The following is a 13788-nucleotide window of genomic DNA, read 5'->3' on the forward strand; positions in this document are numbered from 1 at the left end:
CATATTTTAGCTATTATATCAATTATCAAATTCAATTTTGCTTTTTTTTGGTTAATTTTTCTGAATAGTGAAGGCTGTCTATCAAATTCTTGTGTGTTACTTTACCGCACATGAGCATTGGCGCCGGGGTTGTCGTTGCCGTAACCTTCCAGCAGGTTGATAACGCCCCAGATACCGAGACCGGCACCGAGCGCGATAACGAGGGTCTGAAGAACGGTGATTGCCTGTTCAAAAAATGCCATATAGTTTGTTAGCCGGAATCTGATTAAAAAATAGGTTTGTCATGTTTCATAGGCATACAAAAGCCGGAACAATCTGCCGCCCGGTTTCCGGGGGCATGATTCCGGCTGTCCTCCTTTTTCATTATTTTTTCTCGCGATTGTCCGCTTTGTACGCCAATGGCCCATAGAGGGCAGATGCGGCGAATAGATAAGATCACTCCCTTCTAAAGCGGAACGAAATTAAGCGCCCTTTGTGTCTACTTCATATACATCGCAGACCTCATTGGGCTTGAGTTTCAGCCTTGCGGACAAGAATGCTTCAATATCAAAAGCGTTCTTGTCATCCGCGTCGGCAGTGTACTTGAAATTGGGGTGCTTGGTGATGTCGTACTTATCCGAAAGGAAAGGACGCACACCGCGCAGCTGGAGGATACACTTGCCGCCATCCATAACAGCAAGCTCATCCTGGCTCATCAGCTCTTTCCCCAATTTTTGATAGTTGAGTGAATGGGATGTTTCCCTCCCACGGCTCTCTCCGGTGTTGTAGGTGTCGATGGTTTCCTTACCCAGCACGGCGGCCAGCTCCTTGAGAGTGGTCGGCTCCTTACCGCCCAGAAAGATGGAAGTATCCATGTTTCCGATAATGGTATCTGCGTTATCCTTATAAATCGCCTTGAGCTGACTCTGCGCCTGCAACACCAGACAGGCGGAGATCTCACGGCTTCGGATAGTGGCCACCAGCTTTTCCAACTTGGGTATCTGGCCAATGTTGGCGCACTCGTCGATCAGACAGCGCACATGAACCGGCAGTCTGCCGTCGTACACATCGTCGGCCTTTTCGCAGAGCAGGTTAAACAGCTGGGTATAACACATGGATATAAGGAAATTAAAGCTGTCATCAGTGTCACTCATGATGAGGAACAGGGCAGTTTTCCTGTCTCCCAGAGTATCCAGCTCCAGCTCATCATAAGCCGTGACCTCACGCAACTCTGCAATGTCGAACACGGCAAGGCGAGCGCCGCAGGAAATCAAAATCGACTTGGCTGTTTTTCCGGCGGCCAGCTTATATTTCTTATACTGGCGCACCGCAAAGTGGTTTGGCTTCTCGGCTTCCAGTGCATCAAACATCAGGTCTACGGGGTTTTTGAACTCCTCGTCATCCTCACGGACTTCCATGGCGTTGATGAACTCAATGAGGGTGGAGAAGTTTTGTTCCTCCACCGGAGCCTCATAATGGATATAGCCAATAAGCGCGCAGTACAACAAGGTTTCTGCTTTTACCCAGAAATCGTCTCCGGCCTTGCCTTCGCCTTTGGTATTGGCGATCAGCGTTGTTACCAGCTTCAAGATGTCCTTTTCGCTATGGATATAGGCGAAAGGGTTATAGTGCATGGACTTCTTGAAGTTAATGGTATTTAGGACCTTGATTCGGTACGGCTCATAAATGACCTTGCCGTGCTTATCCTTCATAGGCTTTCCGTCTTTCCCCAGCTTGGGTGCGCCCCTTTGGAGCATTTTTCCGCACTCCACCAAAATGGTTCCCTTCGGGTCTGTGACCACATAGGAACTGTGCATCTGCATCAGATTCGGTTTGAGCCAGAAGCGGGTCTTACCGGAACCGGAGCCGCCAATCACCAGCACATTTTTGTTTCTGGCGGTCTTTGGGTCCTTGGGGCGGCTGTTCATTGTCAGGCTCTCCGTTTTCGTCAGAATCACATTGTTCTGGAATACCGGGTCGATGTAGGGTGTAATGTCCTCATGGGTTCCCCACCGGGCGGAACCGTATTCCATGCCGTGCCTGTACTTCTTGGCGTTCTTGCTTTTCAGGTACACAGCCAGCCGCAGGCCGCCGCAGCAGCACAGGCCCACCAGCAGGTCCAGCGGGTGCAGGCTGGGCCACCAGCTGGCCAGCGCCACCGGCAGCGTGGAGAAGAACGAGAGCATTTTTGCCGAAGCGTCCGCACCCACGGCCACCCGCCACGCTTCACCGAAGTTGGTGGAGAAAAGCCCCATCAGGATATACGGCAGATTCAGCAAAATGAGCTTTTTGATGTTCAGCTGCTTTTTCATCGTTCCAGCTCCTTCCGCTTGTTCCGGTCCACGACGGCGTGTTTTACCAGTTCTTTGAACTGGCTCAGCTTTGCCAGCACGGACGGGCGCTCGGATTTCTCCGCCTTTCTGACCTTTTTCCCGGTGTACTCGGTAAAAGCAGCGGTCAGGGCATCCGCGTCCCGACCCTTGAAAAAGATCAGGTACTTGGGTGGGGAGCTGCTGCGGTCCTTCTTCACCGCATAGTCCACGCCGTATTTCCGGGCGATCTTCTCAAACTCCTTGATGGAGGGGTCGGTGATCTCGATGTTGGAAACCCCTTGGTTTTGACCAATCAGCTGTTTCACCGTCTGCTTGCCCTGGGGCTTCACAGGCGCGTCACGGCTTCTCTGCTTTTGCAGCTTCTTTTCCTTGCGGTGGGCAAGGTACTTGCTGATGGCGGCTTTGAGCAGCCTGCCGGTGAACTTTGTTCCGCTGACAACCAGCGTTAAAGTCCTGTTTTCCACTTCTTCCTGCATTTTCATCGCCTCCTTTCCACAAAATGTGCAGGGGTGGTGCATTTATTTCTAAGGCGGGACCACCAGCCGCCGGAGAAGGTATTTCTTCATCGAACCGCCCTCAACGAATTTGCTCAGAACGGTCATAGAGCAAATCTCCATTTCTGACCTTTGCATGACTGAGAATCTTGATCTGTCCCTTTGCCTGACTGTCCAGAGCTTTTTCATAGCCCTTATCTGACAAAAACAGGCGGGTTCGTTCACCTTTCCAGCCCACCGGGGAGTCATGCGTCAGCACATCAAAAATAATCATGTGCCGGGTGTTCTCAGCAAATCGCTGGAGATCCATGTAGTCATGGCCGTGATAGTTCTGCGCTCCAGCTTTCTGGCGCATTTCTTCCATCAGCTGACCGATTGTTTTGCCTTCTGGCATAAAACTCACTTCCTTTCCCACTCTCATACAACCATCAAAATCATGTCTCTCAGCTGAGCAAAGTAGAGTTTGCCTTGCGGGGTTATCAGCGTATAGGAGCCGATATGCCCGTGATTGCAGTAGTCTTTGACACAAAACAGTCCTTCATTGGCTGGCTTTGCATAGGGCAGTACATTACCGGATGCGGTGCGGTACACAAAACGCTTTTCCAGAAGGAAACGGACAAACCGACGCTCCGGGACAAGCAACTCTTTGGCGGTGGTGCGGAGGTTGGTACTGTGATTGAGGTCGATGAACAAATCATAAAAGGCTGCCTTACTCTCCAGCAGGGCATTTTCCTCTCGTAGCGACGCATTTTCTTCCCGCTCAGCAAGCAGCTCGGAGCAGAGCTTTATCAGAGCTTCCGGAGAAGTGGCTATCTCCCACAACTTCTCTTTTGTGAGATAGGCTCCGTGCTTGCGAATGGCAGGTAGAACTTCATCAAACACCCATTGTTCAAACCGTTCCGCTGACGGCAGTTTACTATGGGCGATCAGACGATATAGATCACCTTCGGGGATAAAGAGCATTTCGACCATTTGTACCGCGGGGCTTCCATCTGCCTTTTTCCCAGTCTGGACCCCTATGGAACATTTCGTTCCACCCCTGGTATGGTCGCGGACGGCTTTGCGTGGATTGGTATATCCCAGCGCTGTTGCCACATCTGTACCGCAAAATAATACTTTGCCATTCTGTTCCAAAGTGCGAATGCTTCCGAACTCTGGACTATTGAAAATTTCAATCTGATTCATGCTGTGCCTCCTTTGGTGTAATACAAAAGCGGCTGATTACCAGCCGCCTGCGTGCATATCGTGATTTACCAGTGAAGTGTAGTGGTTATTCATGGTGGTAGGAGCGTTGAACAGCACTGCAAGCAGGTACTGCTTGATGTTGTGTACCTGGGTGGTGTTCTTTTGCAGACAGTCCATGACAAACTCGATGTGAGAGCTGTCCAGCTTCAAAAAGCGGGAGCGTACAATTTCATGAGGAAAGTCCGCACCAGAGATCCGGGTGGTCTTTCGTTTGGCACAGACCGTTTCTACCAACAGCTCTACGATCTCATTCAGGTCATCCAGGTAGAGAGGATAACGCTGCTTCAGACAATCATACTCGATATTCTCCAAAATCAATTCCCGATAATTTTCTATCTCTGTGACAGACATCGCATCCCTTCCTTTCCGTTCCGGCGGTATTACCGCCGCTGTTTCCCGGAAGGGAATGGAATCGGTATTTGATCCATGAGTATTTTGTTTTTGGGTATTTGATTTCTTAGTATTTAATTGTGTTGGATTTTCCGGTAACGGATTTACCGCTGACGGGTTTACCGTTATCGGGTTTTCCGACAACGGCTTATCCAACATCGGTTCTCCCTCGATGGGACGCTCAAAAATGGTATACTCATTGGCTGCGAATTTACCAGAAGCATCAGTTGTCTGTCTGCGCAGAATGTATCCGGCTGTTTCAAGCTCATTGACAGCAGAGCGGATTGCATCTTTGCTTTCTCGATTGATATAGCTGAGTCCTGACAGCGTATAATCCCAGTCATCAGGCAGAGATAACATTTGCGACAAGAGACCCTTTGCCTTCAAAGAAAGTCGTTTGTCTTTTAGATGAAAATTGCTCATAACCGTGTAATCGCCAGTGCGTTCTACACGAAAAACAGCCATTTACTTCACTCCTTTCATTTCTCAGGTATGAAAAAAGCCGCAATTCATAAAAGAATTGTGGCAGCGGTTAGGGTCTGTCTGTATCTTTTTTCTTGCGTCGGTAGGGGCGTTTTGGCATTGGTGGTTTATCAAACAGATCCCTTTCCTGAGAAAATGGTAAGGTTTGAAAAACACGGTCAATCTCGGTGGATTCCATATCACGCTGTGAGCGGCAATCTTCTTGAATAGCTTCTCGGATTTCTCTTACAGTACACATATTCATTCCTTTCCTTTCGTTGTATCGGTTATGAACGACGGTGTTTTTTAGGCTTGAAGTCGAGGATATGCCCCTCAATAACATGGGCATATCTCTTAATTTTGATTTCTCGACGCTGCTGGCTTTGCAGAGCTGACTGATACCCGTCCTCTGTGAGAAAAAGCCTCATTTCGTCACCAGATTCTCCATAAGCAGTAGGGCGCAAGACAGTAAACTCAATCATCCAGAAAGTGCTGTCCCAAAATCGCTCCACTGCAAGAATGTTGTGGCCTTTCAGTTCCCTTGCTGCAATATCTTTCATAGGCTCTCCCTTCATCGTTCCTGATCTCGTTGGCGTTTTTTCTGCCATTGTTCCAGCAGTTTAATAATGGTTTCCTGCATTTTGGCCGGTGTATAGCTTTTGGGGAAATACTTTCGCAAGGTATCGCTGCTCAAGGTCACTTTATCCAGATCACCCTTTTTTTCCTCTGACATGATGGCAAGCATCACATCTTCTGACAATTTCCCTTCCTGGCTGAACTTTTTCATTCGCTGAGCCTGAGAGAGAGAAGGGGTAGCCTGCTCATAGTCCATTGTTTCCACCAGCATTTGCTGTTCGTCCGGTTTCAAAAAAGAGAGTTCATAGGCTGGGTTAAATGCGATTTTCTTTTCATCCACCATATCCAAAAGCTCTGGAATCAGTTCAGTCAAACGAACATATCGCATTACCTGGATACCGCTTCGTTCACCGGCTTCTTTTGCCACCTGGTCTCTGGCGCTCAACTTCTGTTCAACTTGAACAGAAGTCAGGTCTGTTCTTGCTCCTTGATGTTTAATGGCTTCCAGCTTCATTTTGTAGGCAAAAGCCCTTTCACTGGGGAGCAGATTTTCTCGCTGCAAATTGCTGTCAACCATAATAATTGTGGCAGCATCGTCATCCAAGTCGCGCACAATGACAGGCATGGTTTCTTTTCCGGCCAATTCGCTGGCTCTGCGGCGTCTGTGACCGGCTACCAGCTCATAACCGCCATCAGGCAGTGGTCTGGCAATCGCAGGAACCAACACACCATACTTTTTGATGCTGTCTGCGGTTTCTATCATTGCATCATCATCCTTGACCTTGAAGGGGTGATCCTTGAACGGATGCAGTTCAGATAGGGGAATTTCCTGAATTTTTTCCAGTTGCTCGTCTTGCCGACTTTCTTCTGTAGAAAACAGGTCATCTACTGAGGCCAGCTCTATTTTTTTCGCGCTGCTTTTCAAGTTTCAATACCTCCTTCGTCAGATTTTTGTAGCCCTCAGCCACTTTGCCATTAGGATCATGGGCATAAATGCTTTTTCCTTCAGCACTGATTTCTTTAGCCCTGACAGAATGAGGAATTTCTGATGTAAACACCTTGATCTTACTGCCATAGGTTTCGCGCAGAAGAGCGGAGATTTCTTTGGCAAAATTGGTTCGGCTGTCTACCATCGTCAGCAGAATCCCATCAATTTGCAGCTTGGGATTGATTTGTCTGCGAACCTTATTGATAGTTTGCAAAAGCTGCTCCAAACCTTTAGCTGGAAGATACTCTGCCTGGACGGGGATTATAACCCTATTAGCGGCAGCCAGTGCATTGACCGTAAGCATACCCAGGGAGGGCTGGCAATCAATAAGGATATGGGAGTATTGCCCCTTCAGCGTGTCCAGATATTGTCGCAGAATGGTTTCTCGGCTCATAGCGTTTACCAGAGATACCTCCATACCAGATAGCTGGATGTCCGCAGGCATCAGGTCTACGCCCTCAGGGTGGTGCAGGATACCCTCGCCGGGACGAATTGGTTCATCCATCAAAATACGGCCCATAGCGTCTAACAGTGTAAAGGGCAGCTTATCAGGCTGAGGATTGCCCAAGCTGATGGTCAGGCTTCCCTGTGGGTCTCCGTCAATCAGAAGGACTTTCTTCCCGGACTGCGCCAGACCAATTCCAAGATTGGCACAAGTGGTTGTTTTGCCGACACCACCTTTTTGGTTGGCTATGGCAATAATCTGTGTATTCATGATTTCACCTCATTTCTTTCTAAGTTTAGATATGAAAAAAAGTGCCTGCTTTACCTTTCCTGAGAAAGATAAAACAGGCACTTTCACTGGCTCAATACCTCTTGTAATGAACCTCTATGTATGGTAAACTATGTCCACGATACCATGAATATAATTAAGTCTCGACGGGAATTGAACTTTTGGCTAACGCCAAATTTCGCGCCTTTGCAAACAGAGTGCAAACAATAGGGGGCTAAAATCCTTTGTTTTTGCTTGATTTTGCTTGTACAAGGTTTATAGAGAACATGGAGAAAAGCCTTGATATAACTGCATTTTCTTTATCCCTGTTGATAGGGAATATATGCACTGGGTCCATCTCCTAAGCGGAAGGCCAGCGGTTCGAATCCGCTCAGGAACACCAGACACATCGCCGAAAGCCTTGATTTTACTGGGTTTTCGGCTTTTTTGTTTTTGGTGAACCTTTTAAAATCTGCTAATAAAATTGTGTCCTTGCTAATAAAACCGGGTCTGCTAATACGAGGTGAATGGTTTGGGGCTGTTTTTACATGAAATTCTGTTTGCTAATAAAATGGTCTTTTTTTGATCCCATGGTAAATATTTTTGGGCTGATTTGCTAATACGATTTTTCAGCCCCCAAAATTTTCTGCTAATAAAATTATTCTTTATTAGCAGACTGGACAGACTGGATGACTTGTATTAGCAAATCAGGGTTGGTCTGAAACAGGGTTTGCAACGCCTGTTCTATTGCGCCGGGTTGGGCGATGCCGGTTCCGCCATCGTTTCCGATTGCTTCTTCCAGGCCATTGCCAAGGAAGTCGTCCATCTTGTGAGCAAGCTTTTCACGGTTGTCCTGGAAGGAATGTTTGCCGTAACGTCTGGTAAGCATCTCTAAGTTTGCCCAGCCTCCGGCCTGCATGACTGAATTAAAGTCTCCCTGGGATACAAACAGCTTTGCAGTGGCGCTTGTGTGACGAAGGCTGTGAAATACAATTTCTTCCGCTTTAATTTCCGGATCATTCATTTCTACCAGAATCTCTTTAAAGCGCTTGTTTAAATGCTCAGTCATCATTGGGCGGCCGTTTGCCTGACAGATTACCAGATTGTAGTCTATATATCCATCGGAGCCTAATTCTGCCTTTAATTTTTCCTGCATTTGTCTTAGTATCTGTAACGAATTGAGAACCATCTGCGGGACATCTACATCTCGCGCAGAATTATCAGTTTTAGGCTGCTTTAGGACAATACAGGTTTTCGCTCCGGGAATTAGATTGGGAAACTTAAACAGTATCCTTACTTTGGGCAGTTTCAAGTTTTTCTTACTGATCCGGTCAATGGCTCTGTCAATGTGAAATATCATTTTCTCATAATGGACACGGTCCCATTGCAGCCCGCCGATTTCGCCGCCGCGGATCGTGCAGCCTATGGCAATTAATACGGCGCAGTGAATCAGGTAGTAATCGTAATTGTCAGGGCGGCAGGTATATTTTAAAACCTTTAGGATTTGGTTAGGCTCCAGGACTACCCGCTCCTGTTCTTTATGCTCTGGAAGAGTTGCATTAAGGAACGGATTTTTCTTTCTGTAATCCCAGCGCACGGCCAGATTAAAGGCACAGCGCAGGATTTTGTGAATGTCATGGATTGTGGACGCTGTAATGTGTTCTCTTGTGGGTTTCCCCATATTTGTGGCAGGCTCCGCTTCCTTTTCTAAAAAGTCGTAATAATCATCAATCATTTTGGTTGTGAGAGAAAGAAGCTTTTTATCACCTATATGAGGATGGACATAATTCTCCAACAGCCCTACATTGCCATCATAGGTTGAGGCAGCCCATTTTTTATATCCATACTTCTCTATGAACTCATATAGAAATTCACTGATGGTCATTTCTTTAAGACGGTTCTTTGATTCGTCACCTGCAGTCTGCTGTGCCTGTTCATGCTCAATTTTTGCCTTCATGGCTTTTGCAGCGGAATATGTCAGTCCGGATTCCCATTTCTGCTGACGTTTTTTTCCTTCCCCTTCGTAGTATACTACGGAATATGTTTTACCTCGCTTTACGATAGATGCCATACTGATTCTCCTTCTTATTTGTGTGTGTCAAGCCATTCATCAAAGGAGGGTTTTGAGACTCTGACATATTTGCCAACCTTGACCGTTTTAAAAAGCGGCTGTTTACAAAGGTTGTATGCCATGCTGCGGCTGATCTGCAGGATGTCTGCAATTTCTTGAACTGAGTAGGTTCGCTTTTCTGAAACGGCTTGTTTGTCGTGGTTAAATTCTCCAACTGCCATGTTTACTCCTTTCTTTTGCAGTTGAAGGGGGAATCAGCACAATCCCTGTCTGTTGCTCTCCATATATCTTATACGAGGTGAACCTACGACTTTTCAACTGCAATTAGCAGATTATTTTTGATAGTAATATTTTTGAATGTACACTCCAGGTCATTTCCTGCGCCAAAGTTATGCCGCGTATTGGCAGGCTGTGCTATGCACGGATTAAGAAACGGGCACGCTCAAAGGGTCATCGCATACTGTCCGAAACGCCTGTATAACTCCTGGAATGGGGTATGGGATTGTCAAGGTGCAAAAGGAATATAACAATATCTGGTATCGCGGTTTTAAGCTATACACTATATAAATAGGGGGCGGTTAAGATATTTCTGCAAAAGAGAAAATATTTATCCTGATATTATGAAAAACCATATATTGCTTCATTTCTTCCCGGTTATCTGGTATAATTGCTTCAACCAGAACTGGGGGAGGTGCTATTACATAAATGAGCGGTGCTATATTGATCCAGTCACTGAAGCAGCTGTGGGGAATGATTGTGCTGGAATATAAATATCACGGCAATCTTCCCAATATTGAAAACTATCATACGCAGGTAAAATACTCTCTTCCATTTGATGGTGAATGGGTGGTTGCAAATGGGGGAGTAACTGAAAAAACCTCACATTCCTGGGAGATACCAACGCAGAGGTATGCTTATGATTTTATAATATTGGATAACACTGGAAGCAGCTTTAAGGGGGATGAGACAGAGGCAGGCTCGTTTTATTGCTATGGCAGGGATATCCTGGCTCCTGCAGATGGCAGTGTTGCGGAAATTTGTACCGGGAACCTGGACAGCGGAATCACGAAAAACAGGGCTGTTTCATGTAAAGCCCGGGATATTAGAGGGAATTATATTCTGATTTGTCATTCTGATCAGGAATACACATTGTCAGCACACTTAAAACCGGACAGCATACAGGTTTCTGTGGGGCAATCCGTAAAAAGGGGAGAAAAAATTGCGGAATGTGGAAATTCCGGGAACACCTCGGAGCCGCATCTCCATTTTCAGGTGCAGCTTGGGAAAAGCTTTTATTCCTCTCCCGGGCTGCCGATAGAATTTGAGAATTTGATTGTGAAGGATACTCTGAATTATGAGAAATTCGATGACAGATACTTGAAGGAAACGGTAGAAAATCATTATCCGCCGTATATCGGAGTTGGGCAGACAGTTAGCAACTTTAATGACAGACCTGGATAAATAAGCCGGGGTTTACAGAGGAGAATTGACGATGAAAAAAACAGATTCAGATGACAGGTTTGGATTAGGATTAGCTTTAGGAGTGATAGCCGGCCTTGCGATTAATAATTTAGCACTTGGAGTAGCTTTGGGATTGATATCTGGTTCCTTAACTAAGCTTAAAAATAAAGATAAGAAATAGTTTAAAGCTCAGGATTAAGGGCTTCGGAGATTAATAATCCGAAGCCCCTTATCTTAAACTCTAAACTGTCTGATACACCTTAACAACGTAATACTAAGCTCCTGGAACAAATCTTCATCAAAGCTGCCGTCAATAATTGAATTCTTAATAAGCAGCGGTCGGTACATCTTCATAATCTCAGCAATAGCCGGCTCATTTCCGGTCTTTGCCTGCTTCAGCAGTTCCATGAAATCCATCTCTATCTTCTCCTATCTTCTTTTTGATTTTTTGAAGCGCACGGTAATAAACTGCGGCTGCTCCTTTATAGGTTATTCCTAACTCTGTGGCAAGCTCCTCAAAGCCCTTGTCCTCCAGGACATGAGAAAGAAAAACGTGCCGTTCCCGCTCCGTGATCTGTTTCAGTGCTGACACAAGCGCATCATTTTCCAGCTGCAAAAGCAGCGGCAGGTTACTATGTAATTGTTTGTCAAATTCTAAATACCAGGCTTCGTCCTCCAGGTAACTTTCCATACAGATTCTTCGGCTCCTCTGGTTCATGTAATCCTTCCGGCGTCTGTTTACAGCGGTTACCAGATAAGATGTAAAACGGTTCTGCAGTTTCTCTGCTTCGCTCTGTCCATTATTTCTCTGCCACATGGCCTTTCCTCCATTTTCAAGAATTTTTGTAAAATTTTTGAAAATGGTGGTCCGCGGCAACGGGCGGAAACCTTAAAACAGAGAAAGCAACCGTGATTACGCCAATAAACGTAAACGGCTGCTTTTCTGACTGATACATTGAGAAGTTCAATAGTAAGCCCATCACTTCTTAAAAGTGGTGGTATCCATAAAAAGACAGATACTTTTTCTTGAAGTAATTTAAAAAGTCCTATTGGGTCATGTATCCTGAAAGCTGTGTGTCGTGGAGCTGTATGGCTTTTGAACAGCTCAATGTTGTGGATAGTTTTTTTATCCATAACATTGCTCCTGGCCCGCAGCTATGCGGACGGCACACAGGCGGCGTCTCATCCTCTCTCATGTCCGGGATTTGGCAACACGAGCTGCCACCCTGCCGATATATGTGATTGTGGTGTTACAATATTGGAAATCCCTCAAAATATAACAGGGAGATCCCATCATTTTATAAATGACAAGTCCCCCTATTGACATATCAGTATTCTATTGTGGTACTATTGCTGTGTTTTCTCCTCCTATGCTTTAATTCAGCTGCCATAAGTTAATTTTATAAAAAAAGTATTAGATAAACGTAAGTTAATTGTGAGTAAAGTATAAGACCGTTCGACAAATTTTGTGTTCCGGTTCATTTCAGCCATGAAAACGTATAAGTATAAAGATAGCGTGAATTTTTTATAAATAAACAAATTTTGGCTTGCGGTTCTGCCTGTTGTCCCGTATAATAGGCCCAATATCTGCCATGCAGAAAGGAGGAATACCATACCATGGACAACGCCGCAGGCGACGCTGCCCCGTGTACATACGTTCAAAATTTGATTGGCTATGACATACGCACGTCTTGCGCTTTTTTGCGGCTGAGATGTGCTTTTTTCGTGGAAAAAGCGTATATGTCGGAATTTCAATGGTAAAATTATGAACCGTGTATTTCAATATTTAAAAGGACAGCCCCCGGGCCGATTAATTACGTTAGGCTTTGCAACAGTGATCCTGCTTGGGACCTTCCTGCTTCTGTTACCGATATCCGTGAACCCTGGCATGAAGGTAGGGGTAATCGACGCGCTTTTTACAGCCACAAGCGCGGTATGCGTCACGGGTCTTATTGCAATAGATACCGCCGACCATTTTACCGCGTTCGGACGGGCTGTGGTTGCCCTTCTGATTCAGATTGGGGGACTGGGTGTTACCTCTGTGGGCGTGGGCTTTATTCTGGCAGCCGGGAAACGGGTAGGCTTTAAGGGGCGGCTGCTGGTAAGGGAAGCTTTGAATGTAGACAGCTCTAAGGGCGTTGTAAGGCTGATTAAGGCAATTTTGCTTACTACCCTGTTCTTTGAAGCTGTGGGAGCGATTCTCAGCTTCATAGTGTTTGTTCAGGATTATCCGCCTTTAAAAGCTATGGAAATCAGTATTTTCCATTCGATTGCTGCTTTTAACAACTCAGGATTTGATATTTTGGGAGGGTTGCAAAATCTGATTCCCTATCAGTCGGACGTATTACTGAATTTTGTTACCTGCGGCCTGATTATATTTGGCGGGCTTGGCTTCCTGGTTATTCTTGATGTTTTGAAGATGAGGTCCTTTAAAAAGCTGTGCCTTCATTCAAAGGTTGTTATTACGACAAGCGGGATTCTGCTGATTACAGGAACCCTGCTTTTGAAGGTAACCGAGGATATATCCTGGCTGGGGGCATTTTTCCAGAGTGTATCGGCGCGTACAGCGGGATTCTCCACCTATCCCATCGGGGAATTCTCCAACGCAGGATTATTTATATTGGCTATGTTAATGTTTATCGGCGCTTCTCCGGGATCGACAGGCGGCGGTATCAAGACCAGTACCTTTTTCGCCCTGCTTGTCTCTGTGAGAAGCCTTATGACAAAAAAGCACTATGGGGCGTTTCACCGGAGTATACCGGCAGAAGGGATTTCCAAGGCTTATATGATTGCATTTCTGTCCCTGCTGGTGGTGTGCGGCGGAACATTACTGCTCTGCATATTGGAACCGGGATATAGCTTTATCCAACTGATGTTTGAGGTGACATCGGCCTTTGGCACCGTGGGACTCTCTACCGGGATCACACCGGAGCTGGGGAACTTCAGTAAGCTTTTGATTATCCTGATTATGTTTATCGGCAGGCTGGGAGCCTTTACCCTTGCTTCCATGTGGGTATGCCGGCCGGCGCCTCATGCCCGGTATATAGAGGAATCCATTATTATAGGTTAAGGAGATA

The 13788-nt window shown here is 46.1% G+C and carries 18 protein-coding genes; 3 read left to right on the forward strand and 15 right to left on the reverse strand.

Translation table 11 applies throughout. The features are described 5' to 3' along the window. Positions 1-101 precede the first annotated feature (101 nt). The 12 genes from H8S80_RS31260 to H8S80_RS31315 form a co-directional block, all read right to left on the reverse strand. Positions 102-242: a Maff2 family mobile element protein gene (locus H8S80_RS31260; protein WP_007037419.1), complete on the reverse strand. Its 141-nt coding sequence runs from the start codon at positions 240-242 to the stop codon at positions 102-104. Between the two features lie 219 nt (positions 243-461). Next, a complete protein-coding gene (locus tag H8S80_RS31265) occupies positions 462-2291 on the reverse strand; it encodes a VirD4-like conjugal transfer protein, CD1115 family (protein ID WP_186850389.1) in 1830 nt (609 codons plus the stop codon). After that, a complete protein-coding gene (locus tag H8S80_RS31270) occupies positions 2288-2788 on the reverse strand; it encodes a PcfB family protein (RefSeq protein ID WP_008723309.1) in 501 nt (166 codons plus the stop codon). The genes H8S80_RS31265 and H8S80_RS31270 overlap by 4 nt, the downstream gene beginning before the upstream one ends. 100 nt (positions 2789-2888) lie before the next feature. Further along, complete coding sequence (locus H8S80_RS31275) at positions 2889-3200, reverse strand: DUF5720 family protein (protein WP_008723307.1); 312 nt, start codon at positions 3198-3200, stop codon at positions 2889-2891. Positions 3201-3223: 23 nt separating this feature from the next. Beyond that, complete coding sequence (locus H8S80_RS31280) at positions 3224-3991, reverse strand: BRO family protein (RefSeq protein WP_002589066.1); 768 nt, start codon at positions 3989-3991, stop codon at positions 3224-3226. Positions 3992-4027: 36 nt separating this feature from the next. After that, positions 4028-4906, reverse strand: a complete 879-nt coding sequence (locus H8S80_RS31285) for a DUF6017 domain-containing protein (protein ID WP_117440276.1) — start codon at positions 4904-4906, stop codon at positions 4028-4030. A gap of 67 nt (positions 4907-4973) precedes the next feature. Further along, on the reverse strand, positions 4974-5168 hold the full coding sequence (locus tag H8S80_RS31290; RefSeq protein ID WP_008818008.1) for a hypothetical protein: 195 nt from the start codon (positions 5166-5168) through the stop codon (positions 4974-4976). A 22-nt stretch (positions 5169-5190) separates the two neighbouring features. Beyond that, positions 5191-5463: a DUF5720 family protein gene (locus tag H8S80_RS31295; protein ID WP_117440310.1), complete on the reverse strand. Its 273-nt coding sequence runs from the start codon at positions 5461-5463 to the stop codon at positions 5191-5193. A gap of 11 nt (positions 5464-5474) precedes the next feature. After that, positions 5475-6404 (reverse strand): ParB/RepB/Spo0J family partition protein, encoded by a 930-nt coding sequence (locus H8S80_RS31300; RefSeq protein ID WP_006059569.1) that lies wholly within the window; start codon positions 6402-6404, stop codon positions 5475-5477. Continuing rightward, on the reverse strand, positions 6361-7182 hold the full coding sequence (locus tag H8S80_RS31305) for a ParA family protein (RefSeq protein WP_117440275.1): 822 nt from the start codon (positions 7180-7182) through the stop codon (positions 6361-6363). The genes H8S80_RS31300 and H8S80_RS31305 overlap by 44 nt, the downstream gene beginning before the upstream one ends. Positions 7183-7837: 655 nt before the next feature. Beyond that, positions 7838-9136: a tyrosine-type recombinase/integrase gene (locus H8S80_RS31310; RefSeq protein WP_055650275.1), complete on the reverse strand. Its 1299-nt coding sequence runs from the start codon at positions 9134-9136 to the stop codon at positions 7838-7840. Positions 9137-9264: 128 nt separating this feature from the next. Next, positions 9265-9471, reverse strand: a complete 207-nt coding sequence (locus tag H8S80_RS31315; protein ID WP_055650256.1) for a helix-turn-helix domain-containing protein — start codon at positions 9469-9471, stop codon at positions 9265-9267. 484 nt (positions 9472-9955) lie between these two features. Here H8S80_RS31315 and H8S80_RS31320 point away from each other — a divergent pair, with 484 nt between their 5' ends. Next, positions 9956-10711, forward strand: coding sequence for a M23 family metallopeptidase (locus tag H8S80_RS31320; protein ID WP_055650255.1), 756 nt, complete (start codon positions 9956-9958; stop codon positions 10709-10711). A gap of 31 nt (positions 10712-10742) precedes the next feature. Next, entirely contained in the window at positions 10743-10892 is a 150-nt protein-coding gene (locus H8S80_RS31325) for a hypothetical protein (RefSeq protein WP_172682260.1), read from the forward strand. Positions 10893-10945: 53 nt separating this feature from the next. Here the strand turns inward: H8S80_RS31325 and H8S80_RS31330 are convergent, their stop codons facing one another. From H8S80_RS31330 to H8S80_RS31340, 3 genes are read right to left on the reverse strand one after another with little or no spacing between them, the layout of a single operon-like run. Then, the gene (locus H8S80_RS31330) at positions 10946-11128 is read right to left on the reverse strand and encodes a helix-turn-helix domain-containing protein (protein WP_055650254.1); all 183 of its coding nucleotides are present in this window, start codon (positions 11126-11128) and stop codon (positions 10946-10948) included. After that, a complete protein-coding gene (locus H8S80_RS31335) occupies positions 11085-11528 on the reverse strand; it encodes a sigma-70 family RNA polymerase sigma factor (RefSeq protein WP_055650253.1) in 444 nt (147 codons plus the stop codon). Before H8S80_RS31335 ends, H8S80_RS31330 begins: the two co-directional genes overlap by 44 nt. After that, positions 11459-11845 (reverse strand): hypothetical protein, encoded by a 387-nt coding sequence (locus H8S80_RS31340; protein WP_148510763.1) that lies wholly within the window; start codon positions 11843-11845, stop codon positions 11459-11461. The genes H8S80_RS31335 and H8S80_RS31340 overlap by 70 nt, the downstream gene beginning before the upstream one ends. Positions 11846-12476: 631 nt before the next feature. Between H8S80_RS31340 and H8S80_RS31345 the strand changes: the two genes are divergently transcribed. Then, on the forward strand, positions 12477-13781 hold the full coding sequence (locus H8S80_RS31345; RefSeq protein ID WP_055650252.1) for a TrkH family potassium uptake protein: 1305 nt from the start codon (positions 12477-12479) through the stop codon (positions 13779-13781). Positions 13782-13788: the final 7 nt, after the last annotated feature.

It is taken from the genome of Hungatella sp. L36 (assembly GCF_014288035.1).